Source organism: Enterococcus sp. DIV1639a, assembly GCF_050530445.1.
Lineage (GTDB): Bacteria > Bacillota > Bacilli > Lactobacillales > Enterococcaceae > Enterococcus_B > Enterococcus_B hirae.
Map to the genome: position 1 here is coordinate 252,342 of NZ_CP172886.1, position 26,700 is coordinate 279,041.

Here is a 26,700-nt window from a genome sequence, read left to right on the forward strand (position 1 = left end):
CTCCCTTTATTCAATAATCGTCATTCCTGGACCTGCAAAAGCCGAAATGACTTGTTGGCTACTAAATAAGTCACTAAATGTTGTTTTGACCTTATCTAGATGGTCTTTTTGAACTAGCACTTTCACATTTGGGCCAGCATCCATAGTAAAGTAACAAGGAATCCCCTGATTTCTTAAATCCCGTACCGCTTGCATGGCTTTTAAACTATCAGGAGACCAGTAGGTAAATGGCGGACGAGCAGCTAATGTCGTTCCGTGCATTTTTAACCCATTTTGTTCCATAGTTTCACCTAGAAGTTGAAAGTTCTTAGTTTTGATTGCTTGTTTTAGTTGATAAAGATCGGCTTCGACAGAATCTAACCATCCTTGATAAAAACTTGAAGTTTCAACCGTTCGGCGCATACCATCACGACTTGAGACATCCTTTTTTTGTTCATTCAACAATAGAAAGACCATCGCTAAGTGATCTTCAAAACCGTCTGAGGAAATTGGATGAGCATACGAACTTTGATCATCGTGTCCTTTTTCCCATTCAACAAATCCACCAAAAATACTCCGACAAGCGGAACCTGATCCTCTACGAGCCAGTCTTGATAAAGCTTGGTCATCTAACCCTAATTTCAATGCCTCGTTGCATGCTCCGGCTAAAGCCGCTAAGCCGCTGGCAGAAGAAGCTAAACCCGCAGCAGTCGGAACGAAATTCTGGCTGATCACTTTTGCTTTTTTCGTGGTACCCGCTTTTTCTCTCGCAATATCCAAAAAAGTACTGATTTTTTTGGTTGCTTTTTCATCTTGCAATTGATTATCTAAATAAAATTGGTCTTCTGTGTAAGCTTCTGAAAAGCTGACTTCAGTTTCCGTATAAAATGCATCTAATGTGAGTGATAAGCTGTTATTCATCGGGAGAATCAACGATTCATTTTTTTTACCCCAGTACTTGATAAGGGCGATATTCGTATATGCTCGTGCTTTGCCTTTAAACATAGGTATGTACTCCTAATCCTTGAATCCAAGTTGCAGCTGCTCCCGCTTGTAAGAGGGCTTCGCTGATTTCTTGGGCTTTTGTTTTTGTTTGAGCTAGCGCAATCATGCAGCCACCTCGACCACCACCAGTTAGTTTTGCTCCCAAAGCGCCTGAATCTCTAGCGGTTTCGATCAATACATCAAGAAAATCGTTGCTGATCGTTAAATTTTTTAAAATTAGTTGGGCTTCATTCATCGCTTGGGCTAAATGCTCGGGGTTATTTTTAACAATGGCTTTTTTGGCTTGCCTTGTTAAGTATCCTAGTTGTTGGATTTTTTGTCCAACTTTCTGCTGATCTTTTTCAAATAAATGAGCAACGTCTTTGACCACTGCTCGCGTCTGACCTTTGATTCCGGTATCAGCGACAATCAAAAAAGCGTCGATATTTAAAGAGAAATAATCAAACGGGTGTCCTTTCACAAAGTAGATTGGTTCTAAACTGCTTGTTGCCGCAGCATCGATACCGCTAGGATTACCATGGGCAATTTTTTCTGAAATTTGAACATTTGTCAAGAGCTGTTCGCGAGAAAGTGGTTGTTCGAGATAATCGTAAAAGGCACGAGTAACTGCCGTAGCTACTGCAGCGCTTGAGCCCATTCCACGTTCGGCAGGGATAGTGCTGTGAATAGTTAACTCTAATGATTGCTCAATTTGCAGTTCCTTTTTTAAGTTGAATACTAACTGCTTGATGTTTTTTAACGAATGTGGGGCATCACGCAGTATTCCTGTATAGTAGGAAGAAACAAGCTGATCTCCTGACGAAGTGATGTGTTCATTCAAGGAAGCAACTACTTTTGCTGCCTGAAAAGGAAAAGCGATTGCCGGTTCGCCGTAGACAACTGCATGTTCGCCCATCAGAATAATTTTACCATTTGATTCCCCTTGGCCATAATTTGCCATAATCTAACTCCTTCTTTTATTCCCATAACTTTTTTGAGCAAAAAATAAAGCGCCTTGGATCCTTTGCGCTAACGAACAGATTGTATAACATAGAAGTTCAAAAAACAATTCATCTTTATTTTACTAAAACCTTCCCAGAAGTAAAATAAAGAATACGTTTTCTGTTGAAAAACCTCTTTTTTCTTAAGATTTTATTGAATTTTATGAATGGAAATATCCTGTTATTCCTAATTGACACCACCAGATATTGGGGGTATATTTAAAAAGAATTGGAAAAAGACACAACATTTAGTGATAAAGTGAGTTGGAGGTTAATGAGTGTGATTGTTTTAGCAGGTACCATTGGCGCTGGAAAATCAAGTTTAACAGAAATGATGGCTGAACACTTTGGAAGTCGAGCTTTTTATGAGTCAATCGAGGATAATGAGGTATTGCCTTTATTTTATGCCAATCCTGAGCAGTATGCGTTTTTGTTACAAATCTATTTTTTGAATAAACGTTTTGAAAGTATCAAGCAGGCAATGAAAGAAGACAACAATGTTTTAGATCGTTCGATCTATGAAGATTCTTTGCTTTTTCATTTGAATGCTGATTTGGGGCGGGCGACTGAAACAGAAGTTCGAGTATACGACGAGCTATTAGCCAATATGATGGAAGAGTTGCCGTATGCCGCACATAAAAAACATCCGGATTTATTGGTTCATATTCGTGTTTCATTTGATACGATGCTTGAACGGATCGAAAAAAGAGGACGATCATATGAACAACTTTCCTTCGATCCAAGCTTATATGATTATTACAAAGAATTGAATCGTCGCTATGATCAATGGTATGACGAGTACAATGAAAGTCCCAAAATCCAAATTGATGGCGATCGATTCAATTTTGTGGAAGATCCCCAAGCAAAAGTAGAAGTGCTGAACATGATTGAAGAAAAGTTGGCAGAAATTCGTCAAGAAGTCTTTGTTTCTTGAGTTCAATAAAAAATGATAGTATAAAGAAGACAGGATCTAACTTCGATATCTAAGCCGAAGAAATTGAAAATAGGAGAGCTATTTTCGCTTTTCATCGGCTTATTCTGTTTTTTGAGAGCGAGACAGCGGTCGGAATGGCTAACTATCTATAAATTCGCCAAGAATACTTGGAAGGGTAGCCATGAGACACTCAATGAATCTATCAGTGCAGGAAGAAGGGGAAGGTATGAGAGAAAAACGTTTTTTTAATTTTGATCAAAATTTTTGGATGAACGTACCTAGAGATGATGTGATGGGAATCAAAAATCTTAAGGAAGAGTATGGCATTAGTGATGAGATGCTTACCTATTCTTTAGACAAAAATGAACGTGCTCGTGTGGAATATGATACTCTTGATGATATTTTACTTTTAGTCACCAATGTTCCTCATCAACAAAAAATCGAAAACCACTATGAAACAAGTCCAGTAGCATTTATTCTAAAAGAAAATGGTCTATTTACATTTACGACTCAAAATACAGAATATGTGATTCGCCTGATTCGTTCAATCTTAGATCGAGATTCCGAGATAAATGTATATAGTTTACTTTTCCGTACGCTCTTTCTGATTTCAGATTCCTTCTTCCCGTTGATTGAAGAAGTGAATAGTGAACGACAACGCTTAAACCAAAAGTTGCGAGAAAAAACTACGAACCGCAATTTACTAGCTTTATCTGACCTCGAAGTTGGTTTAGTTTATCTAGTGACTGGTACAAAACAAAATGTCGTATTATTAGAACAAATCAAAGCATTAGCGATTTATCGAAAGCTCACTGAAAAAGAGAAGGAACAATTGGATGATGCATTGATTGAAGCAAAACAGGCAGTGGAAATGACTAATTTGGCCTCCCAAATCCTAGATCAACTTTCGGGAACGTATAATAATTTGTTGAACAACAACTTAAATGACACGATGAAATTTTTGACAGTCTGGTCGTTGATTCTGACTGTTCCTACCATTGTGACAGGCTTTTTCGGTATGAATCTACAATTGCCTTTTACACATTCTGTCTTTGGTTGGGGGATCGCCTTATTCATCAGTCTGATATTGTCAGTTTGGATGCTGATCGCATTGTGGCGTAGGATTCGGTAGTTTCAAGGAAGACGGTCACCAAAAAAGTTGAGTGTCTGATGAAGGGTGTGTTTCGATAGCTAAAAGTTTTTTTATTTAGACAAGTATACAACTAATGTAATTAAATGATTGGGGAATGTTTCGAGAGTCTCTAGTGAAAAAGATTGACAAAGAAATATAGATTTGCTATACTATTGAAGTTGAGAAATAAAAGCAGAAGCACCCGCTTCTCGCCTTAGTTGATTCAGTCACTGGGCTAGATAGTTTTCATCTATTGAATTAGGTGAAGTACGTGCGGGTTCTGGAAGAGAACTCGTTTTTTTATTGCCGAATATTCGGTACGCTTTTCTTTCTCTCATAATATTTGGAGGTGAATGACCATAGCAAAGGATATGATGGTTAACGACGGCATTCGTGCACGTGAGTTACGATTGATCGGTTCAGATGGTGAGCAATTAGGAGTTAAGACAAAAGCAGAAGCATTGAAAATTGCAGAACAAGCAAATTTAGATCTTGTGTTAGTTGCCCCAAGTGCGAAGCCACCAGTTGCGCGAATCATGGACTACGGAAAATACCGTTTCGAGCAACAAAAGAAAGACCGCGAGGCGCGTAAAAAACAAAAAGTGATCAATGTTAAAGAAGTTCGTTTAAGTCCAACAATTGACGTGAATGACTTCAATACAAAACTTCGTAATGCACGTAAGTTCTTAGAGAAGGGCGATAAAGTGAAAGCTTCTATCCGCTTCAAAGGCCGTGCCATTACCCACAAAGAAATTGGTCAAAAAGTCTTGGATCGCTTAGCTGAAGAAACTGCTGATATTGCGACAGTTGAGCAAAAAGCGAAAATGGACGGACGCAGCATGTTCTTGACGCTGGCACCGAAAAACGACAGTAAGTAATTTGAATGACTCACTGACTGTTGGACAGTCGATAGTCGGATAACGAAAGATTTTGAGGAGGAAATATAGTCATGCCAAAACAAAAAACACACCGCGGATCAGCAAAACGTTTCAAACGTACTGGTAAAGGCGGATTAAAACGTTTCCGCGCGTTTACAAGTCACCGTTTCCACGGTAAAACTAAAAAACAACGCCGTCAATTGCGTAAAGCAAGCATGGTTTCTAGTGGCGACTTCAAACGTATTCGCCAACAACTAGCAAAAATGAAATAAAAAAAACAAAAAGATCGAAATTTGAAGATTTATTTTTATTAGGAGGAATTAAACATGGCACGTGTTAAAGGTGGAACAGTCACTCGTAAACGTCGTAAAAGAATGCTAAAATTAGCAAAAGGTTACTACGGTTCAAAACACACTTTATTTAAAACAGCAAAAGAACAAGTAATGAATTCATACAACTACGCATATCGCGATCGTCGTCAAAAGAAACGCGACTTCCGTAAATTGTGGATTGCTCGTATCAACGCAGCAGCACGTATGAATGGCTTGAGCTACTCAAAATTGATGCACGGTTTGAAATTAGCTGAAATCGACATCAACCGTAAAATGTTAGCCGACTTAGCTGTCCACGATGCAGCAGCATTTACTGCATTAGCTGACCAAGCTAAAGATGCTTTAGCTAAATAAAGGGTATTCAATACCCACAAGCCCACTTTAATTAGTGGGTTTTTTGTTATTTAAAATTTAATTTAAACTCATAAATTCCATTAGCTTATCAACGATTTGTTCTCTTTGCTTATCATTTAAATGCGTGTATACATTTAGTATAGTTTTCACATTAGAATGAAACATTTCTGTATCTCTTTTAGATTTATTCATCATAACTATAGTAAGATAGTAGACTTACATGTATATACATCAAACCATGAATTGTAATAAATTTTTGGTCTTTCCCTGTCTTCTTTTTATAGTGTCTGACAATAATTTGTATCCATTCTTTTGTTATAGTTGGTTCTAATTTTCTTCCTATTTTTAGCTACTGCCTACATAGTAATTGAACATGAGTTTGATTGTGTTATCTCCTTTTTGTATTGTTTGATTTATATCACAAAAGATCTCCTTTTTATGGGATAGGATAAAGTTGAGACTATTATTTGGTATCAGTAAAGAAAATTCTAATAAGATTAGATATTAAGAAAAAAGTTAGTAAAGTTGGGGGATTTTCGCTATTACAGATTGTTTAATGGTACTATCCTTCTTTTTTTATTATTAATTTAATTGTATACTAAAGTAGATAGCTTATTGAGGGTGATTGAATGAATATAACTTTTTTGCTGGGGAATGGCTTTGATATTCAATGTGGGTTACAAACTTCATATATTAATTTTTATGAATATATTTTAAAGAAAAAGTATTCTTTAGAATTGTCCCAAGAAATGGATGAAAAGTTTGTTTCAAAGATTGATAATATGATTTATTCTGAAATTTATAAATCCAAAGATAGTATCGAAACTTGGGCTGATTTGGAATTTCAGTTGGGGGCATTTACGAAACGTTTAAAAGAAGAAAATCAGGAAACCAGTATAGCCGAGAGATTTTTAGACGATTTTGAAACACTGCGAGAAGACTTAAATGAATATCTTAAAGGTATTCAAATACAAGATAATGTTCAAATTAATGAGGATTTTTCAGAGATACTGTTTATTACTATGGATAAATTTTTTAATGGTGTATTAGAACAAGAACATGATGAAATTAAATCTATGCTAAGTGAAAACACTAATAGTCATTTTAATTATCGGTTCATATCTTTCAACTACACAAACAGTTTACAAATAGTACTTCAAAATTCTAGTAACAATACAAAAGGTAATAGTTTCAATAGTTCAAGTTTTAGTCAATATCTTAACAAAGCAATTATCAATGTGCATGGAGTAATTGACCGATTTTTAACATTAGGATTGAATGATGAAAGCCAATTAGCAACCGATTTTTTTGAAAGAGATGATTTAAATGATTTATTAAAACCTGACTCACTCGCAAATTCTAGAGAGTATAGACGTAGAAACGCTGAAAATGTTATTGAGAATAGTGATATTATTGTAATTTTTGGAATGTCCATTGGTTCAACAGATAAACATTGGTGGGAAAAGATTGCTGAGGTTTTGTTAAAAGCTAAAAATAAAAAACTAATTATTCATCTATATGAAAAAGAACCTAGTTATTTATCTAGTAGAAAAGTAAGATTAAGAAGAAAGAAAAAAGAAGATGAGTTCTTATCTCATTTAGATAATTTAGACTTATCAGATGAAAAAATATCTCAATTAAGAAAGCAAATCTATATTGTGACGAATAGTCAATATATTGTTAATGCTGATTTAAGAAAATATTTGAATCAAGTTGAGAGTAAAAAAGACAATATCATTGATTTTGAAACAAAAGATAACAAATTATCTGAAAAAGCCACCTAGAAAAACTAGGTGGCTTTTTAAAAGTTTGATAGATTAGGTTTTGAATAAACCAAAAGAATATTCTTTTATTTCTGAACGAGACCTATATTCTGAGGAGTTAAGATATTTTTCGTTCATTTTAATTCTAGCTATAGGAGAAAAATATTGTCCATAATTTTTTAGATAAGGCATATAGTCAGATGTACCTGCACAGATTATGCTGTTTGTATTATTGCCTTTTAATTCTCCCATTCTAAGTGTGACTTCTCTTAGGGCTAGTTTTTTAAATCCTTTTTCAAAAAATAAGAAATTAGTTGTTCCAGTTACCATAGATTTATATGCTATACAATCTGGTTTTTCATGATTTATTTGATTTATTAGGATATTGTCTTCATTAGATAATGGAATATTATTATCACATTTTTCTAAAATTTCTTCAAAACCGAATCGTATCCCATCGACAATAATCAAAGGTTCTTTATTATCGAGAGTTGGAAAAGTACTTGTTAAATCATCGTATGCCCAGAATGTAAGAATATTTTTACTAGAACCATGTTTCTTGATTTCTTTGCGAGAAGTATCTGAACAGTCTGACCAATAAGACAATTTTTGATTTGGAAATAATTGAGAATATCTATTTGAAATATTACTATTTCTTAAATTACCATGAAATAGTTCACTGACAGTTTTTCCGTAAAAACTTGAATTAAATTCAACGCATCTAAAAAAGTCAAATTCTTCAGTTATCAGTATGGGTAAAGTATTATGTTTATAAACCTTAGATAGATAAGAGTGATTGGAATATAATTTGCAACCTCCTAGTAATGATGTTATAAAATTCCTTGTTAGAAGGATATTTTTATAATTAGTATCCCTTTCAGATATTGATTTATCAATTTCTAAACAGATTGTCTGATTGAAAAGGATACATTAATTATTATTCAATAATCCCTTTAAAATACTAAAAATGACAAGAAATATTATTAATGTCAAACTCATAAAAGATAAATAAGTGATGTTAGATGTTTTATCAGAATTGTAAAAAGTAAGGCATGGAAAATCGAACATCTGATTTTTACAATAGGAATTTTTACTGGTTTGCGGATTCCTGATATTTTGTATTTAAAAGTTTCTGATGTCTAAAATAAAACAACTGCAGTTATTGTTGAGGAAAGAACACTAAGCAAAGAGAATTAAATTTATCTAACTTAACAAGCCTAATTATTAATTATTTAAATACCTATCATGATGGAAAATCTGAGTAATTATTTTATCGTCCTTCAATCCATTCACAAGAGTTAGGAACTCATCGATATTCTAAAGTCCTGCAAAGAGTCGCAGATACTTTAGAATTTAATTATATTGGTATACACACGATGCGAAAAATATTCGGATATAAGTATTATCGCCAATTCTGGGATATTCCCATATTGATGAAGATTTTGAATCATTCTAGTTAAGCAGTTACTATCCGTTACATCGGATTAGAATAGGAAGAAATTCGAGCAAGTTTAGACAAGTTTAATCCTTTAGATTAAATAGGGACACTTTGTTAAGTGATATTGGTGAAGAGAAATCTTAGAATAATTTGGACGAGGTTGAGACAATAGTCAAAAAAATGGCTCTTTGTCAAATGATGTTGGTAAAGAGAAATATTAGAATAATGTGAACAGAAAGAAGAGAAGCTTCTTTCATGATCTCTTGCTTTAAAAGGTGTTTAAACATCAGTTCATTGAAATAAACCTTAATGTTTCAAAACATGAGAAAGTGTTTCAAAAAGTTTTTCTTATTGTCTCGGAGCCCCAATACTTTCACAATCTCTTTTCTTTTGTCCCAGAATTGACCCAGACTTTTTCAAAAATAGCAGGCTATCTCTTATTTAGTATCTTTAACGACAGGGAACTGAGCCAAAACTTGCCTCAGTCGCTTCTGGTATCTCTAAAAACGAATAAACGGTGTTCAAGAAGCAACTCCTTGAAATAAGCCTGAATTTTTCAAAACATGAGAAGCTGTTTCAAAAAATTCTTTCTTATTGTCATCAGAGCTACCCGATGTTTTCACGACCTCTGATTCACGGCGTTCAAGAAACAACTCCTCAACAATAAGCGATGATTTTCTAAAATATGAGGAGCTATTTAAAAAAATCCTCTCTTATTCGCTCGGAGCTGAACGCTTCTTTCACAGCCTCTTGCTATTACGATAATCTTGCTTATGCTGTCTTATTTCGAATAACGAACATGTCAGGTGCTTTGTATTTATCTCCCTTTTTCAGGGTCAAAGAATAGGGTTAGTCCTTTGATTATTCGTACATAACACGTATTCATGATTACTGATGGTTTTTTCCTTATTTGATCTATGTGGCAGTCGAATACAAAAGTAAGAATGTAAGTTGAATCAAAAAATGCTATAATTTTCTTTGTGAATCACAGGAACCTTTTTTATAGCAAAATTTAAGAAGAAAGTAGGAGCGAAGTGAAACAAATAAAAGAGACTATCCGCAATAATAAAAAAATTTTAGTTCTTATTTCTGCCTATGTTATCATGGCTGTTTTAAATTTTTTAACACTGTTAATTGCGGATGATATTGAGTATATGTATAAAACAAGTAGTTTTTCATCTATTTTACATGATGAATACACACAATATATGACCTGGACAGGAAGATCCGTTGTCCATATCATTGCACGTTTGTTTTTGTTGATGCCTAAAACAGTATTTAATTTGGTCAATCCACTGATCTATGTTTTATTGACATTATTGATTTATAAAATGACCACAAAAGATAATACTACGTTTTATTCCTTCAAATATTTTTTAATTAATGTATTTTTATGGTTATTTGTCCCAGCTTTCGGTCAAACAATTTTATGGGAAACTGGTGCTGCTAACTATTTATGGGGAGGTATCATCGTTGTCAGTTTCCTATTTCTTTACCACCGCTATTATGAGAAAGAGCAAGAATTGTCTTTTAATCCTATAGTAAATAGCATATTGCTACTCATTTTAGGAATCTTAGCTGGCTGGTGTAATGAAAACACTTCTGGTGGGATGATCTTGATCGTTCTTGGCTACCTCTATTTTTATTATCAAAAGAAAAAGCCTTTACGACCATGGATGTTCACAGGATTGTTAGGAGCAATTTTTGGCTTATTCATGATGGTAACAGCCCCTGGAAATGCTGTTCGAGCTACTTATTTTGCTCGTAGCCAGTGGTCTTTACCTCGGAAATTGTATTCGGGCGTTTTTTCAATCACAAAAACGCTATATGAAAATAGTTTAGCTCTTTTTGTGTTGATGGCGGTTCTGATCGTGTTGGGAATTTTCTTTAGTAAACACAAAGAATGGTTGAGACTATCCTATATCTATCTCTTTGCAGGGATAGCCACGATCTATGTATTATCTCTTTCACCAGCTGGACTTGATTGGGGAAGATCATTTTTTGGTGGTGTTTTATTTATCATTATGGCGATGGCGTTTGAATGGCCAGATAAAGTGTTGAAATCTACCCAGGGAGCGTTTTATGGGGTGATTAGTGGCGTATTGATTACCCAATTTCTATTTACTTTTGCTTTAGGAGTCAATGACATCGCACTTTCTTATAGAGAGATCAATCAACAATACCATTACGTCAGAGAGCAAAAAAAACAAGGAAATTTGAATCCGGTGATTGCCAACTTTACGATTTATAATCAAACTGGTCATACTGCTTACTCGGGAGGACTATCCCACGTAAAAACGGATATAACGAAACAAGTCAATCGAGCGAATGCAAAATATTTTGGTTTAGAGTCCATTCATTCAGTACCAAAAGAGGCTTGGGAAACAATCTATCAACAGGGAGATCCAAAATGGATGAGTATTTGGAATGCTAACACCTATTTTGAAGCATTAAGTCAAACTGATCATTTGGTTGTGATGGCAGGTGCAGGAGACAAGGCACAAATGAACCAGCAGTTAGCTGAAGAGATCCGTAAGCTGTTCCCTGAGTTTAAAAATGGGGATTCAGAAAGTTCTTGGAATTTTTCGGGTATCCGTCTGTTAGGAAAAAATCCTGAATTTTCACAGACAAAGAACTATAATTCTGTTAGCCAAGAAATCAATGGGAAAGAGATCTCAGTATCTTCAAGTTTTACACCGTATGCTGACCAACAGTTTGCTGCGATAAAAGTGGGCGATATAAATGTTGCAAGAAATAAAGCGGGCATAAATATTGCTGTTTTGTCAAAAGAAGGAAAAATAGTAGATGCTGTTAATATTCAATTAACTGGTGACAAACTAACCCTCTCAAGATAGAAGAGAGAAAATAGTAAGAAAAACGAGCCTACCAAAAGGATCACTCTTTTTGGTAAGCTCGTTTTTTAAAGAAATTTTTTGGACAAGCAAAAACCTCAACCATGTTGACTAACTAATGATTGAGGTTTTATTTCAATCAGGGCGTACTTCGTGCAGTTGTTTGACACGCCCTCCGATCGATTTAGCAAAAGCTTCTGATGCTTTTTTTTCTTTGAAAATCAATAAGTTATCTGGATTTTTTTCTCTTGTGCGGCAGCCTGTTTTATCAATGTAACCGTGCAATACTTTCACAACATACATGATGATCACCTGCTTTTTATTTTATTATACGGATGAATCAAGCCAACACAAGAAAAAAGGCAGCTTTTTTGATTTTTTTTAAGAAAATCCGTAATGGAAATCCTAAAAAATACAAGAGGTAAAGACTATTCTTCAGCTATCCAACTGTGCATACTCGTGGAATAAGCGATCTAATGCAGGATTTACCCGTTCAAGTTTGGTTAACTTCTGATTGTCAGCGAGTAAAAAACAATGTTTGCTAGAGCCAGTTGTTCGTAATTTTCCGTCATCTAAACCGTAGATTTCATAACTAAAATTTAATCTTGTGCCACTATATTGTTCGATTTTAGGCAAAATACGAACAGTTTCACCATAACGAATCATTTCTTTGTACTGGCAAGTGACTTCTAAAACAGGGATGATCACCCCTAGTTTTTCAATTTTTGTATAGCTGAAACCTAAATGATCCAATAAAGCAACACGAGATTCTTCCATCCAACGGATATAGTTGCTGTGATGGATGATCCCCATTTGATCGGTTTCATAGTAAAACGGCTCACGCATGTACCCAGTAAATTTTTCCATTATTAGAACTCCTTGTTTCCATCTTTTTTCTGACTAAAATAGTGCATCCATTGAGGGATTGCTTGACTGATTTGTGTCGGTAAAACAACATATTGTTTTTTTGCCAGTTGATCCCCAATAAAACTATGCAGGTAGACAGCTGCTGCGATCGTTTCATCGTTTTTAGGGAATTGTGCCAAGAATCCAGTGATCATACCAGCTAATGTATCACCAGTACCTCCAGTGGCCATTGCGGCAGAGCCAGTAGTATTTTGATAACATTTTTGTTGCCCGTAGATCGTGGTTCGATGACTTTTTAAAACAATCGTTGCGCCTAATTTGGCTTGCTGCTTGCGGTTGTTCTCAGGTGTTTGTTCCTCGATCTTAAGTGAGCTTACTCTTTGCCATTCCATTTGATGAGGAGTCATGACGGTTTGCTCGGGAAAATGGAGGGTTAGATTTTCTTTAGCGAATAATGTTAATGCTGAACCGTCCATCACTAACCACTGATGGCTTTTTTGATGTGCTAAAGTGAATGCTAATAATTCTAAACTCAATGAGGAGTCCCCTAATCCTGGACCAATCAATAGAACGTCTGCCGTGTCCATCACTGCTAACAGTTGTTCTTTTTCTTGCCAGTCGATGCACATTGCTTCAGGTAAATGGGTGTGAAGTGGTGCTTGATTCCACTGGTCCGTAGCAACAGTCGTTAATCCTGCGCCACTGTGTACAGCCGCTAGTGCACTCATGATGATCGCACCACCAAATTGATGATTACCGCCAATCAAGACAGTACGACCGAATGTTCCTTTATGTGACTTTTCTGGGCGTGGTTGAATTATTTTTTGTAATAAATCGCTATCTATTAACAATTTCTCCGCCTCCTTTCTTGTATTATAACTGAGTATTTTTAAATAAAATACCGTTTGGCTAAGGAACCACAAATTTTTTTGCACGTTTTTTTGGCAGGATTTATGGTATGATGGACAGGTAGACTTAATGAGTGGAGGATTGATTTTATGACAATCGATTGGCAAAAAGAAGTAGAAGCACGTAAAGAAGAACTACTTGAAGATTTAAAAAATCTTTTACGTGTGAACAGTGAACGGGATGATTCAAAAGTAACTCCTGATGCACCTTTTGGACCTGGACCTCGAGATGCGCTAAAACATATGTTGGCTTATGGCGAACGTGATGGGTTTGTCGTAAAAAATGTTGATAACTATGCAGGACATATTGATCTTGGTGAAGGTGATGAAACTTTAGGTATTTTTGGTCATATGGACGTAGTACCAGCAGGGGATGGTTGGGATACAGATCCTTATGAACCAGTAATCAAAGATGGGAAAATCTTTGCTCGTGGTTCTAGTGATGATAAAGGACCAAGCATGGCTGCTTACTATGCCATGAAGATCATCAAAGATCTTGACTTGGAATTATCCAAAAAAGTTCGTTTTGTAGTTGGTAGTGATGAAGAAAGTGGTTGGGCAGACATGGCTTACTACTTTGAACATGAAGAAGAACCTGACTTTGGCTTTTCTCCAGATGCAGAATTTCCAATCATCAATGGTGAGAAAGGAAATGTTTCTTTCGCACTACGTTTCCAAGGAGACAACGCAGGAGATTATGTCTTGAAGACATTTACTTCAGGTTTACGTGAAAACATGGTGCCTGGAACAGCAACAGCGACTCTTGAAGTACCAAATGTAGAAGCTGCGATCCAAATGGAAGAAGCTTTTTATCGTTTTGTTGAAGCAAACCCAGTAAGTGGTTCGATCGAAGCGGATAATACCTATGTGAAAATCGAATTGATCGGAAAGGGCGCACATGGTGCAAGTCCTCAATCAGGGATCAATGCCGGTTCATTCTTAGCATTATTCTTAGACGATTATGAATTTATCGGTTCTGCTAAACAATTCATCCATGTAGCAGCAGCCTATGTCCATGAAGATTTTTATGGAGAAAAATTAGGGGTTGCCCATGAAGACGAAAAAATGGGTAAATTGACCATGAACGCTGGATTGTTTGCCTTTAAAGAAAATGGGTCAGAAGAAGATAACTATATCAACATGAACTTCCGTTTTCCAAAAGGGGTTACCGTTGACGGCTTAGAAAATGACATTGCAACAACGATGAAAGCAGAAGGAGCAACAGTTACTCGTGGCGCACGTGTCATGGAACCTCACTATGTACCAATGGAAGATCCATTGGTAGCAACTTTATTGCAAGTTTATGAAGACCATACAGGCGAAAAAGGCTATGAACAAATCATTGGCGGCGGAACCTATGGCCGACTATTGAAACGTGGTGTAGCTTACGGCGCAATGTTCCCAGGCTATACAGATACAATGCACCAAGCCAACGAATTTATGAGTCTGGATGACCTTTTCAGAGCAACTGCCATTTATGCAGATGCCATCTACCGTTTGGCGAAGTAATAGTGAATGAAACTCATGCTGATTCAGCGAATATCCTTGTTCTAAAAGATAATTTTTGAAAAGGATCGTTGGAAAAGTGAATGAAAAAGATGTTCTAACATGATATGGATGTGATTTTTTGCTTGATGGGGCGAAAAATCACATCCTTTTTATTTGCTAAATAATATTCTAAATATTCAACATCGAAGATTGTTCCAAAAAAACAAATGAATGATATTTTTTATGAAGGAAAAAATAATATTTGTAGTTAATGATGAGGAGATAAAGATAAAAAACAGTTATTGGTTCAGCGATTCTCATCAATAAAGAAAGTTGCTAGGAATAAATATCATTAGCATAGAACAAAAAATCTGTTATTTAGAAATTTTTGGCTAAAAAAACTCTACATTTGTGTTACATTCAGATTATTAATCAAATAAGAGAAGGGGATCTAATGACAGAAATAGCAGAAGGTAGAGGATTTACAAAAGCAGAGATTGATAAGCAAAAAAAAATAGTAGAGAACGCCTATAAAACAATGGATAGTCACGCTACCTATCCTCACGGAGAAAATTATAAAAACGCAGCTCGTATTCATGAAAAAGAAGAGGGAAAGTTAGCAACGATGCTAAGACGCCCAATTAAAGCAACAGATATGGAATATAGTCGTGAAGAATTGAAGGCGCAAAAAAAATTGGTAGCACAGCTCTTCTCAACTTATGATGCTTATTCCACCCATCCTCATAATGATAAAGCAAGAAAAGTAGAGAATGACTACTTAAAAGCAAAGTGGGATTTACATATTATGGAAGAAACAAATAGAGAAATTCAAGATAAAAGAGAACGTGCAAAAATAAAACATTCTCCTAATCATGCAGAAGCGAGGATACCAGAAATTAAGCAAGAAACTCAATCAATAGTCCAAGAAGGTAGTTTAGCAGTAGATGAAGAACGAGAATTTTTTAAACAAAAAGATTCTTCTCTTTATGAGACAGTAGAAACTGAAGTTATCGACAAATTAAGCCCGTTAGAAAGTAAAAAGGAAGAAGTACATACAAAGTTATCTAAACTAGACGAAGAAATTAAAAATATCTTAAATAGTATAAGAGAACGTGATGAAGCCAAAGAAAATTTTTTGGATAGCTATTTTGAAAAGTTATCTCTACAATCAGATGCTGAACAAATAGACTCGAAAATTAAAGCGATTGATCAGTCATTCTTTAGAAAAATCATTAATTTTTTTACTAAGGAACAGGCTGAATTACGAACAGAGTTAGATACAAAAAAAGCTACAATTAATACTATGATTTCTAAAATAGAAGAAGCACAAACAGTTTACACAAGAAATGAGAATATCCTTAATGAAGTTTTCTCTAGTAATGAAATATTTGAGGGGTGGAAAGAAAAGTGTGCAAATATAGGATCCACTTTGAATGATTTAAATCAGAATTATGAAATAGTAAAGGAAAATATACCAAAAGAGGTAAATAGGGAAGCTTTAACGAAAAAAATAGAAAATTTACAGAAGAATTTAGAAGAAGTTAAAGGTACCGTGGGAGGTATAACACAAAATCTGCAAAAAATAGACGAATACCGTAAGCAAGAACAAAGTAAAGATCAACAAGGATTTATTCGTCTGATAAGCAAAGCGATAGATCAAACAGTAATCGAAACAGTAAATCAAACAAATGAAAGAAGGGAAAAAAATGCTAAAAGCAAACATTTGAATGAAAGAGAAAATATCTTTACCAATCAACTTTCGGCTGAATTGGGAAATAAAAATGTACGTATTGAAGAATTAAATGCTCCTAGTTTGTATCAATATTTAGTCCATAAAAGCACCGAATTAGATATGAAAGTTCAAAATATCTTTTCCAGTGACTTTAAACAATTATATGACTTAACGATACAAGAGCGTGATAAGGCAACTCATTCTGTGAAAAATATTACTCAAGAAATTACGAAGATACATAAGGATTGGGAAAAATCAACGAAAAAAATAATTAATAGCGATCAGCCGAGAGTAAAACGATTTCTTAGTCGATTTACTAAAAAACATATAAAAGCTAGAGAAAAGTACACTGCCAAAAAAAGCGGGTTATCGACAACTTTTAAGGATAAAATAAAGGAACTCATTGAGCGAAAAAGGATTGAAACAGAAAAGAATGAGCAGGCTGAGAGAATTTTTATCAAGGCGAGAAAGGAAGTTGATCATGTTAACAATGAATTGGCAGATTTAAAAAGCCAGTTGAAACAGCTGAAAAATAAATATCCAACAGGAGAAGAACAACCAAAGATTAATAATGAACTAGCTGCTCAAATAAAGAAAAGTTTAAAATTTATTAAGGAGCAACAGCCAAAGATAAAAGAACAATTGGGTTTTTGGGTGATGCTGGAACTTAAAGATAAGGAACCTTCAGAAAAAGTGGATCAGTCACAGAAAAAATCTGTTGATTATCAAAATCCTAGAATATTGGTAACGAATGCTTGGAATAAGGAGTTGTTAAAAAATAACAAAAATAGCACCCGGCAATCTCAACAAGTACATAACCAAACGAATCAATCAATTGGCAGAGAAGTACATACATTATAGAGAATAAAATTTTGTACTCTCTAATATGTGGCGGTATCTTGCCTGATGTTTTACTAAGATATGATATACGTATCAAGTGATACAAGAGATTTCTGAAGAAAAAAGTGGTCTGTTATTGAAGGAGCATCTTTTGAATCTGTAAATAAGAAAAATATAGGATTGGCATTAAAATCAAGAATGGAAAAGCAAAAATTGCTTTTGATCTTCTTGATTTTTTTGTTTGCTTTCGGAGGTGAAGTCAACGATTGGTAAATGCTGACGAGTAAGTACAGATAGAGGATACTAAATACTACTTGTTTCGAAAAACGTTAGTTTGATCTCTCAGAAGTTTTAAGGGTGCGATGAAGTGTCTTTTTATTCTAGAAGAATGAAACTTTTTTAAAAATTTCCAAACAAAGAAATTATTAAAAAATAAAGTTTTTATTGTCATGTTACGCTTAATTTATCAATATAACGAAGGAGTGAAATAAGAATGGGAAGGCCAGTTTTTCAGGAAGGAATAACTCAGCAATCAGCTGCAGAAGTAGCCGCAGAAGCTGAAAAGAAAAAAGCGATGGATAAAGCTATAAAAGAAATTGACCTACAACAAGAAAAAGTTAATGGTGCATGGCAGGTATTGGATCATATGGAAACATATCAACCTTTTTCAGATGAGTTTAAGGTTGCGAAGATTATCCATGTAGCTGCAGAAAATAAACACGCTGAATTGGTGGATAAATTTTTAAAAGAATATAAAGTGATGCCTTCCAAACCAAAGAAACAGGAAATAAAACAGGAAACAAAACCAAAAAGTGAAATTGACGATAGTAAGCGAGATCCAGAAGTCGAGGGGTTCGGTCCTAACGCACGGAAGCAAAAGGAGGAAATAGATCAACAAATCAAGGAATCAGAGACTAGAGTAAAAAATATTATAAAAGACTTGTTTCCAAATAGAGATGTTATTAAGGAACTAAAAGAAATAAAAAAAGAAACAGAAGAAGACATAAAAGAAGAAATCGAAGAAGAAGTAGAAGAAGAAATCGAAGAAATAAAAGAAATAAAAGAAGGAATAAAAAAAGAAATAAAAAAAGAAATAAAAAAAGAAATAGAAAATGAAAGAAAGAATCAGCTTAGTAAATTGAAGACATCTTCCTTAGAACCCGTAAATAACAATCTAGTAGATAGCTTAAGTAGTAAAGTTGGTGAGAAACCGTCATTCTTCAAACGCTTGCTTAATTTTTTTACTGGAAAAAAAGAGCAACCAAGGAACCCCATACAGCAAACAACCTTGAAAACTAAGGATTGGGAGGCAGAATTTGAGAAACGCTTTGAGGCAGAATTTGAGAAACGCTTTGAGGCAGAATTTGAGAAACGCTTTGAGGCAAAACTTGAGGAACGCTTTCAGGAAAAACTTGGGGAACGTTTTCCAGAAGAACTTAAGGCACGCTTTCCGAAAGATCTTAAGGAACGTTTTAAGACAATAGAATCTACAGATGAAATTGCAAAACAAGTAAAAAAAGGCTTAGAAAAAGAAATAAAAATGTTCAAAAAAGAGTTAGATAAAGTAGAAAGGGAAAAAGTAAAAGCAGTTAAACCTTATGCAATGAAAGTATATGCTGAAATCATTAGTAAGGTGACAACGCTAAAGGATGGAATAGAACCACTACAACTTGAAGCCCGAAAACTAATTAACGACAACTCGAAGAAACCTCAAAAAATCCGTAAAAAGATTAATCAAGCACAACAAAAAGCTACTATATACTTGGATCAATCGGACTCATTAAACATGCAAAATGGTCAGAAGCTTAATAGTAAAAAACATTCAAGGGCATAGTAACTTAGCAAGGCATCGTCAAAAATTCTCAAACAAAAAAATTATTAGTAAATAACATGAATAAACTCATAATACGCTTGTATTACATATGTTAGTACGAAATACAGAGAAGTGGAATGAAATATGGAAAGTCATGATAAAAAAAGTTACTCAAGTACCATCAACCGCACGGTACAGCGATCAGGAGTTAGAAACTCTAAAGGGAAATTTTGAAGAGGCAAAAAAAGTTTACAGATGAGAAAACTATACCGAATCAAAAAGCTTTTGAAGGTTCACAAAAACAATACAATAATGCATTAGAGAACAATAAAAGAATTAAAGAAAAAGTTTCTAAAGACATAAAAAAAGTAAACAATATAAAATCAGTACAACAAAAAACTCTGGAGAGAATGGCTGCAGCATCAGAACAACTCGATAATCCTCTAATTGATGATTTAGAGAAAAAGGTAAATAAATTTGAATCCCAATTTAAAGATAAGATTAGCCAAATAGAGCAAAAACTATCGCCTGTTCAAAATGGCGATCAACAAATAGCTGAAATAGGTGAGGTAGATACATCTATTGGGAAGGTAAATACGAGATTAAAAAAACTAGATACGGATCTCGTTACTAAGAACCAAGCCGTCACTTATTTCAACAATTCTTTTGTACGGAAGTTGTTTAACGTCTTTACAGGAGAAAAAACTAAATTAACACAGAATGTAAAAATAGTTACTGAGGATATTATAAATACGAATAATCAACTGATTGAAGATATTAATCAGAAGGGTAACTTAGAAAAAATGGTTACTTCGAATTTAGATAAGAATATAGCTGTCTGTGATCAGGTGAAAAGTGAAATTAACGTTCCTAAAGCGAAACTTAGTGAACTGTCAGCAGAGTATGACGTTGTTGAAGATAAGACAAAGGGACTACGAGATGTTAGTAAACACAGAGAGAACAACTTGAAAATTAAACGTCATGGAGCAAAAGGTTGAGGACCTGGAAAGAAATGTACAAGGTTGAATAGGAAAACATGAAAAATTTAAAGAAGAGCTTCCAGTGAGAAAGCAAGAGATACACCAACTGAAAGAGAATGCTAAACAGCGGGCAGAAAAGCTCAACAACCGAGGTGATAAACAAGATCAAATGCAAAATAGCAGTAAAACGAATCGAACTTCAAGAGGATAATCGGATGGTGAAATGCCAGCAATCATAGATAGTAAAACAGAAAATAATCCATTGATGAAAAGAGCAACGTACATAAATAATTAGATAGCAGTATCTTACTTGGATAATCAATTAAATTTAGGAAAAAAGAGCATAGGTGTTCCCTAAAATTTAACGTTTTTACGTATATTTTTTAGGAAACACCTTATTTTATATCCATCTGTTTTTTGAATCGGTGTATTGGTAGAACAGGTTCGGAATATTTTTTAAGTGAGAGTTCTATCTCAGTCTCTTCTAGTATCTCTAAAAACGAATAAACGGTGTTCAAACATCAGCTCCTTGAAATAAGCCTGAATTTTTCAAAACATGAGAAGCTGTTTCAAAAAATTCTTTCTTATTGTCATCAGAGCTACCCGATGTTTTCACGACCTCTGATTCACGGCGTTCAAAGAGCTGACCTTCGGTGATAAGTCAAAAAATCTCAAAACATGAGGAGCTGTTTCGAGATTTTCATCCTTAATGCTCCTGCGATTACTCGTCGCAGTTTTTACTTGGTGAGCGCTCAGGTCAAGACACTCTTTTCACAACCTCATGTCTGAACTAGTTTATTGTCACCGCTGTCCCACTACAGGTGACCATTAGCATTCCGTTATCGCTCCCCAATACTTCATAATCCATTTTCATCCCAATGACTGCATCTGCACCTAATGATCGAGCACGCTCTTGCATTTCTGCTAAGGCCTCTTCACGTGCAGCAAGCAATTCATCCTCGTAGCTTTTTGAACGTCCGCCAAAAACATTGCGAAATCCTGCCCCGATATCTTTTAATACGTTGATTCCAGTAATGACTTCACCAAAAACAATGCCTTTATATGCTGTTACTTCTTTATTTTCCACGTTGTTTGTTGTTGTAATGATCATTCGATCACTCCTTTCTTTAAAAATAGTATATCAAAATTTATTTCTTAAGTCGCAATTGGAATTAGCTAGTCAATTACAGCGCATCATTTCCAAAAAATGGACATTCTATTATATACTGGAACTATGCAAAATAATATAGTTGATGATCAAAAGAATGAAAGCGCAAACTTGGTGTGACCACAAAAGGAAGAAGGAGAAATGGCATGAAAAAAAGTATCTTACTTGTCTCCCATAGTCAACAGTTAACGGATGGACTCAAAGAAATGATTGAACAGATGCAACAATCAGAAGATGTGTTACTTTTTTCCTTAGGAGGGGTAGAGGGAAGAATTGGTTCTGATCCGATGAAAATCATCGATGCGATCAACCAATCAGCTGATTCCGATATGTATTTTGTGTTTGCGGATATCGGGAGTGCGGTTTTGAACGCTGAAATGGCGAAGGAAATGCTGGATGAAGACCAACAAAAGAAATACTACCTTGTGGATGCGCCACTTGTTGAAGGAGCTTTTGCTGGAGCCATCACAGCAGGTATCACGGATGATCCTCAACAAATACTAACGGAAGCACAGAATGCGAAAAAGAAAGGGTGGACGTGAAATGAAAAAAATCATGAATAATCCTAGTACGATCGTAGAAGAAATGTTGTCTGGTTTAGTGATAAGTTATCCAGAAATGATTCACCAAGTAGCTGATTCTCGAGTAGTAGCAAAAAATGATCAAGTAGAACAAGTTGGCTTGGTTTCTGGCGGAGGAAGTGGTCATGAACCAGCGCATGCAGGTTTTGTTGGTGCTGGGATGTTGAGTGCCGCAGTTTTAGGAGATGTTTTTACTTCGCCGACACCTGATCAGATTCAGATAGCTATCAAAGAAGCGGATCAAGGAAAAGGCGTTTTATTGATCATCAAGAATTATACAGGAGATGTACTCAATTTTGACATGGCTAAAGAAATGGCGGCTATGGAAGGGATTGAAGTAGAAAGTGTTGTAGTGGATGATGACATTGCGGTGGAAAATAGCACATATACTGCTGGAAAACGTGGAGTGGCTGGAACAGTTCTTGTGCATAAAATCTTAGGGGATGCCGCTAGGAAAGGTGCATCCTTGCAAGAATTGAAGGAACTAGGAGATAGACTAGTTCCAGCGATCAAGACGATTGGTGTGGCATTGCGTGCGGCCACGGTTCCTGAAGTAGGAAAGCCAGGATTTGAATTAGCCGAAGATGAGATCGAATACGGAGTAGGGATCCATGGCGAGCCTGGTTATCGTAGAGAAAAGTTGCAACCTGCTAAAGTATTAGCTGAAGAATTAGTAACAAAAATTTTAGCTGACTACCCAGAGAAACCAAAAGAAGTTGGAGTGCTAGTTAATGGGATGGGTGGCACGCCATTGATGGAACTCTTTGTTTTTATGAATGATGTCCAATCATTACTCGATCAAGAAGCAGTCAAAGTGACATTTCATAAAGTCGGTGATTTTATGACTTCTTTAGACATGCAAGGATTATCTCTGACGATGATTGACCTAACAACTAAGAAATGGCAGGAAGCATTGGAAAGTGAAGTTCACACAATTTCGTGGTAGAAGGTGGGAGAATAATGGAACTAACGGTCAAAGAAATTCAAGCGTGGTTAACGGATTTTACAGAGAAAATCGATGAAAATAAAAGTTATCTGAGTGAGCTCGACACGCCGATCGGTGATGGCGATCATGGCAATAATATGGGGCGAGGGATGACGGCTTATCAAGAAGCGTTTCAAAAAGAACAACCGAAAACGATCAGTGACACGTTCAAGGTTCTTTCGATGGCAATGATCTCAAAAGTTGGAGGTGCTTCTGGACCATTATATGGTTCTGCCTTTATGAATATGATGAAGGCTACAAAAGACATTGATGTGATTACATCACAAGAACAATTAGGGAAAATCATTGAAGAAGGAAAAAATGGGATTCAAGCTAGGGGGAAAGCAGAAGCAGAAGAGAAAACGATGCTAGATGTCTGGTTACCTGTTACTGAAGCCTTGAAGAATAATCGATTAACAGAAGAAGTGATTGAAGAAGCGAAGGAACATACAAAAGATTTAGTAGCCAAAAAAGGACGTGCCTCTTATCTAGGGGAAAGAGCCATTGGCCATATCGATCCCGGAGCAGCTTCTAGTGCTATTTTCTTTGAAACTTTATTAACTAATATAGAATCATAAATAACAAAATATTTATATAGCTGACTTTTTGACCAGTAAAAATGGGAACAAAAGTCAGTTTTTTTCTATTCCAGAACACTTATGAGAATATGCTTTCAAATCAAAAAAACAAAGGATAAACAATTTTAAAACAAAAATTTCCAAACTGAGAAAATGTCGGAGAAATAACAGTTGTCGCGCGTGTTATCCTTAACACACTAAAGTAATAAAGGAGATAAGCAGATATGGGGGATTTAAATAACAAAAATAAAAATGTGGCAGTATCTAGTTTAGAAATGGAACAGGAAGATAAATTTAAGAAATATAAAAAGGAATGTATAGCAGCGTATGTCACTAACGACCAAGCTAAAATTGCGTCAATTGAACAAAACAAACAAAACCTGTTGAAAAAACACGAAAAATCAGATCTAAGTCTAATGAGCGAATATTCTTTTGGTTCATATAAGGAATCATTAGTTGTTCCTAAAAAAGAAGTACAAAAGTGTTTTGAACTAAATAAAGACATGAGGTCAGTAATTAGTATGCAAAACAATTTAGAGAGTGATGAAGACAAAATAAAAATAAAAATTCAGTCGTTGGAAGAAGAGATAGGCGTAGAATTGACTAGCTACACTAGTGAAAAAAACAACATGGATAACAAATTGGATCGGTTAAATGCAATACCAGTACTAATCAAGGAGAAGACTGATGAAATCGATAAGATCAAAGCTTCACCGTTTAGAAGATTTTTAAGTTATTTTACAGGTGAAATAGGAGCATTGGAAAAAGAGAAGCGTTCATTGGAAAATGAACAAAAGCTTATAAAAGGTAAACTGGAGTCTGATCTATCATCACTTTATGGGAAAGGCTATAGTTTGAGTGGGGAGGTTGATAGTAAAAAGATAAAGAAGAAATGGATAAATAAAATAACGAAAGAATATTCTGATTTGAATATGAATGAACAATTTAGTATGGTGAAGAAAGGTTTTATAGATTTAAATAATAAAGTATCAGCCAGTCTATTTCCGTACGTGGCACCGCTATTAGGCGAACTTGCTCGCTCAATTTATACAACCGAAAAAAATTTCTTAGAGACACAGCAGAGATTTGAAAATATCAAGAATCATCGCCCACAAGTACTAAATGCGGAGTTACATGAATATCAGAATAAAGTACAAGCCGAAATGAAAAGAAATGATGAACAAAAAACAAATGGTCCACGTGAATTATATACTCTGATAGAAGAAGTTACGCAGCCACAAAGCCAACCAGGGAAACAACAAAGCCAACCAGGGAAACAACAAAGCCAACCAGGGAAACAACAAAGCCAACCAGGGAAACAACAAAGCCAACCTGAGAAACAACAAAGATCAACGACTGAACACGATTCACGTAATTAGTAATATGTTTGGAAAGTTTCGTTTGTCCAAATGCGTTTCGTCTAAGTTTAGGCACAACGCATTCGTTTTCGAAATATCTCGATTACTAAATGATAAGGAGTAAAAAAATGTCAATACTACCAAAAGCAAAAGAGGTTAAAACAAAAGAAAAAATTTATCAGCTTGTTGAACAAGAAGTAGTATCTAAAAAAAATGCCAAGATTTACCAATTAACTGAGGTAAATGGAAATAAAAAAAAGAGTATAAAGATGGAAATTCCCATGCTATTGGATAAGGAATTTTTACATACATATAAAACGATCCTAGAGTTAGATAAGCAAAGACAAAAGCAGTATGCTCGAGTTTCTTATTTGAAAAAAGAACGGATGAATCGATTAAATTATTTAAATCATGCAAAAAAATTAGACGTAGAACCACGAGATCAGGAAAATATGAAAGTTCATTTGACTCAACGAATCGATAAATTGCAGGATAGTATGAACAAAAACGAAGAAAAATTAGCAAAAGGTGTGAATTGGTTACAAAAATATATGTTGAAAAAAGAAATTGACGCTCAAAAAGCTGAGTTAGCATTAGGAAAAAAACTTCTAGGAACAAAAAGTCTTGAAAAGTTAAAGAAAGATGTGAGCAAGGAAAGAGAGCGTTTTTTAAATTTGAATGTTCAACTGGAAAACACTACTCAGAGTCAATCACAACTTCTGGTTGCCAAAATGATGCCTTTGATTAATAGTTTTAAAGGATTGGTAAAACAAGATATAGAATATACAGATAAGCTGATCGCCTCTCTGGAAAAGCATATGGAATTAGAACAAGGGAATGGACAGCGACAAAAAGCTCAATTAAAAGACAAAGTACAGAAAAATGGGACAACAAAGCAGAATCCAGTTAATAGACAACCAATTACACAAGCAAAACAAGATCTAAATGATAAAGGAAGATGATTATCGAGTATTTTCACCGAAATAATTCCATGCTCACTCTTTTCTTGCTATTTTTATTGTTTCTCTCATTGATAGTCTTTACAATGTAGGATAGGGAAATCGTTAAGAAAGAAGTGGCGGAATGGATTTATTAACTAGTGATTATGAATTGTTTGATCGTTCGATGTATACCTTTAAGCAGCTAAAAGAAAGTTATACTACTGAAGAATTAGTACAGCTTAAGGTGAGGTATCAAACACACTGGCAAAAGTGGAAAAAAATGAATGAACAAGTGGCAAAAGCAACCCCCTTGCAATGGCAGATGAGAAAACCAAAAATCGAAAGTTGGACGAATGGTTGGAATCTCAGAAGCCATTTTTGGTGTGCGTACCGTAGTGAAGGACGCCAACAGGAAAATGCTTGTTTAGCTACTTTGCTAAATAAAAAACAATTTCAAATCTATTTGATGTTTCAACATTATAAAAGTGAAGAACGCCAAGGAAGTATTTCGTCCTTCAATCATCTACTAACGGTTTTAAAGGAATGGAGTAAGCACATCTCAGTTGAAGAGTATTATATTTGGCCGCAACCAGAACATGAACTGGTGGATCACCTGCCGTTAGCCACCTATTTGACGGATAAGCAAAAACAAATCGAATTAAAAAAAGCAATGGAGGATAAAACCTTCCAACTTGGTAAGCTTTATTTTTATCCCAATGAATTAAAAGATGCTGAAAAGTTGATTTTAGATGGTATGCAGGAATTGATGCCTTTATACCTTCGATTGAATGGGAAATAATAACATTAATTAGGG

Annotated in this window: 24 protein-coding genes and 1 other annotated feature; of the genes, 17 read left to right on the plus strand and 7 right to left on the minus strand. The window is 35.0% G+C overall.

The annotated features are described in order from the left end of the window. Positions 1-6 precede the first annotated feature (6 nt). Entirely contained in the window at positions 7-984 is a 978-nt protein-coding gene (gene mvaD, locus IGJ32_RS01210) for a diphosphomevalonate decarboxylase (protein WP_081128251.1), read from the minus strand. Continuing rightward, the gene (gene mvk / locus IGJ32_RS01215; protein ID WP_010720287.1) at positions 977-1,924 is read right to left on the minus strand and encodes a mevalonate kinase; all 948 of its coding nucleotides are present in this window, start codon (positions 1,922-1,924) and stop codon (positions 977-979) included. The genes mvaD and mvk overlap by 8 nt, the downstream gene beginning before the upstream one ends. Before the next feature lie 314 nt (positions 1,925-2,238). Here mvk and IGJ32_RS01220 point away from each other — a divergent pair, with 314 nt between their 5' ends. The 6 genes from IGJ32_RS01220 to IGJ32_RS01245 all read left to right on the plus strand — a co-directional run bounded on the left by IGJ32_RS01220 (position 2,239) and on the right by IGJ32_RS01245 (position 7,378). Next, positions 2,239-2,898: a deoxynucleoside kinase gene (locus IGJ32_RS01220; RefSeq protein ID WP_025480454.1), complete on the plus strand. Its 660-nt coding sequence runs from the start codon at positions 2,239-2,241 to the stop codon at positions 2,896-2,898. A gap of 226 nt (positions 2,899-3,124) precedes the next feature. After that, a complete protein-coding gene (locus IGJ32_RS01225) occupies positions 3,125-4,030 on the plus strand; it encodes a magnesium transporter CorA family protein (protein WP_081128399.1) in 906 nt (301 codons plus the stop codon). A gap of 184 nt (positions 4,031-4,214) precedes the next feature. Further along, positions 4,215-4,340: a sequence feature (ribosomal protein L20 leader region), on the plus strand. Between the two features lie 43 nt (positions 4,341-4,383). Continuing rightward, entirely contained in the window at positions 4,384-4,908 is a 525-nt protein-coding gene (gene infC, locus IGJ32_RS01230) for a translation initiation factor IF-3 (RefSeq protein ID WP_010720284.1), read from the plus strand. 71 nt (positions 4,909-4,979) lie between these two features. Then, positions 4,980-5,180, plus strand: a complete 201-nt coding sequence (rpmI, locus tag IGJ32_RS01235) for a 50S ribosomal protein L35 (RefSeq protein WP_002289309.1) — start codon at positions 4,980-4,982, stop codon at positions 5,178-5,180. A gap of 54 nt (positions 5,181-5,234) precedes the next feature. After that, complete coding sequence (gene rplT, locus IGJ32_RS01240) at positions 5,235-5,594, plus strand: 50S ribosomal protein L20 (protein ID WP_010720283.1); 360 nt, start codon at positions 5,235-5,237, stop codon at positions 5,592-5,594. A 629-nt stretch (positions 5,595-6,223) separates the two neighbouring features. Further along, positions 6,224-7,378 carry an AbiH family protein gene (locus IGJ32_RS01245; RefSeq protein ID WP_342082069.1) on the plus strand — a complete coding sequence of 385 codons (1,155 nt, stop codon included), beginning with the start codon at positions 6,224-6,226 and terminating at the stop codon, positions 7,376-7,378. 33 nt (positions 7,379-7,411) lie between these two features. On the opposite strand, the gene IGJ32_RS01250 is transcribed toward IGJ32_RS01245, so the two are convergent. Next, complete coding sequence (locus tag IGJ32_RS01250) at positions 7,412-7,963, minus strand: hypothetical protein (RefSeq protein ID WP_373169080.1); 552 nt, start codon at positions 7,961-7,963, stop codon at positions 7,412-7,414. 1,866 nt (positions 7,964-9,829) lie between these two features. Here IGJ32_RS01250 and IGJ32_RS01255 point away from each other — a divergent pair. Beyond that, the gene (locus tag IGJ32_RS01255; RefSeq protein ID WP_342082070.1) at positions 9,830-11,650 is read left to right on the plus strand and encodes a DUF3329 domain-containing protein; all 1,821 of its coding nucleotides are present in this window, start codon (positions 9,830-9,832) and stop codon (positions 11,648-11,650) included. A gap of 132 nt (positions 11,651-11,782) precedes the next feature. Here IGJ32_RS01255 and IGJ32_RS01260 read toward each other — a convergent pair whose 3' ends face one another. The 3 genes from IGJ32_RS01260 to IGJ32_RS01270 all read right to left on the minus strand — a co-directional run bounded on the left by IGJ32_RS01260 (position 11,783) and on the right by IGJ32_RS01270 (position 13,365). Continuing rightward, entirely contained in the window at positions 11,783-11,950 is a 168-nt protein-coding gene (locus tag IGJ32_RS01260; RefSeq protein WP_010720280.1) for a hypothetical protein, read from the minus strand. Positions 11,951-12,082: 132 nt separating this feature from the next. Further along, positions 12,083-12,514: an acyl-CoA thioesterase gene (locus IGJ32_RS01265; protein WP_014834326.1), complete on the minus strand. Its 432-nt coding sequence runs from the start codon at positions 12,512-12,514 to the stop codon at positions 12,083-12,085. A gap of 2 nt (positions 12,515-12,516) precedes the next feature. Beyond that, entirely contained in the window at positions 12,517-13,365 is an 849-nt protein-coding gene (locus tag IGJ32_RS01270; RefSeq protein ID WP_342082071.1) for an NAD(P)H-hydrate dehydratase, read from the minus strand. 147 nt (positions 13,366-13,512) lie between these two features. Here IGJ32_RS01270 and pepV point away from each other — a divergent pair, with 147 nt between their 5' ends. From pepV to IGJ32_RS01290, 4 genes are all read left to right on the plus strand, one after another. Then, positions 13,513-14,931, plus strand: a complete 1,419-nt coding sequence (gene pepV, locus IGJ32_RS01275; RefSeq protein ID WP_096709698.1) for a dipeptidase PepV — start codon at positions 13,513-13,515, stop codon at positions 14,929-14,931. Between the two features lie 433 nt (positions 14,932-15,364). Beyond that, a complete protein-coding gene (locus tag IGJ32_RS01280) occupies positions 15,365-17,503 on the plus strand; it encodes a hypothetical protein (RefSeq protein WP_342082072.1) in 2,139 nt (712 codons plus the stop codon). Between the two features lie 472 nt (positions 17,504-17,975). Continuing rightward, the gene (locus tag IGJ32_RS01285; RefSeq protein WP_342082074.1) at positions 17,976-19,316 is read left to right on the plus strand and encodes a hypothetical protein; all 1,341 of its coding nucleotides are present in this window, start codon (positions 17,976-17,978) and stop codon (positions 19,314-19,316) included. Positions 19,317-19,525: 209 nt separating this feature from the next. Next, positions 19,526-20,293: a hypothetical protein gene (locus IGJ32_RS01290; protein ID WP_342082075.1), complete on the plus strand. Its 768-nt coding sequence runs from the start codon at positions 19,526-19,528 to the stop codon at positions 20,291-20,293. Between the two features lie 772 nt (positions 20,294-21,065). Here the strand turns inward: IGJ32_RS01290 and IGJ32_RS01295 are convergent. After that, complete coding sequence (locus IGJ32_RS01295) at positions 21,066-21,386, minus strand: putative heavy metal-binding protein (RefSeq protein WP_010720273.1); 321 nt, start codon at positions 21,384-21,386, stop codon at positions 21,066-21,068. A 203-nt stretch (positions 21,387-21,589) separates the two neighbouring features. Here IGJ32_RS01295 and dhaM point away from each other — a divergent pair, with 203 nt between their 5' ends. The 6 genes from dhaM (at position 21,590) to IGJ32_RS01325 (ending at position 26,685) form a co-directional block, all read left to right on the plus strand. Next, positions 21,590-21,985 carry a dihydroxyacetone kinase phosphoryl donor subunit DhaM gene (gene dhaM / locus IGJ32_RS01300; protein ID WP_342082076.1) on the plus strand — a complete coding sequence of 132 codons (396 nt, stop codon included), beginning with the start codon at positions 21,590-21,592 and terminating at the stop codon, positions 21,983-21,985. A 1-nt stretch (position 21,986) separates the two neighbouring features. Further along, the gene (gene dhaK, locus IGJ32_RS01305) at positions 21,987-22,970 is read left to right on the plus strand and encodes a dihydroxyacetone kinase subunit DhaK (protein WP_010720271.1); all 984 of its coding nucleotides are present in this window, start codon (positions 21,987-21,989) and stop codon (positions 22,968-22,970) included. Between the two features lie 14 nt (positions 22,971-22,984). Further along, entirely contained in the window at positions 22,985-23,587 is a 603-nt protein-coding gene (gene dhaL / locus IGJ32_RS01310; RefSeq protein ID WP_010720270.1) for a dihydroxyacetone kinase subunit DhaL, read from the plus strand. A gap of 224 nt (positions 23,588-23,811) precedes the next feature. Further along, positions 23,812-24,966: a hypothetical protein gene (locus IGJ32_RS01315; protein ID WP_342082077.1), complete on the plus strand. Its 1,155-nt coding sequence runs from the start codon at positions 23,812-23,814 to the stop codon at positions 24,964-24,966. A gap of 107 nt (positions 24,967-25,073) precedes the next feature. Beyond that, a complete protein-coding gene (locus IGJ32_RS01320; RefSeq protein WP_081128232.1) occupies positions 25,074-25,907 on the plus strand; it encodes a hypothetical protein in 834 nt (277 codons plus the stop codon). Between the two features lie 121 nt (positions 25,908-26,028). Continuing rightward, on the plus strand, positions 26,029-26,685 hold the full coding sequence (locus IGJ32_RS01325) for an HI_0552 family protein (protein ID WP_081128230.1): 657 nt from the start codon (positions 26,029-26,031) through the stop codon (positions 26,683-26,685). The last annotated feature ends 15 nt before the right edge of the window (positions 26,686-26,700 follow it).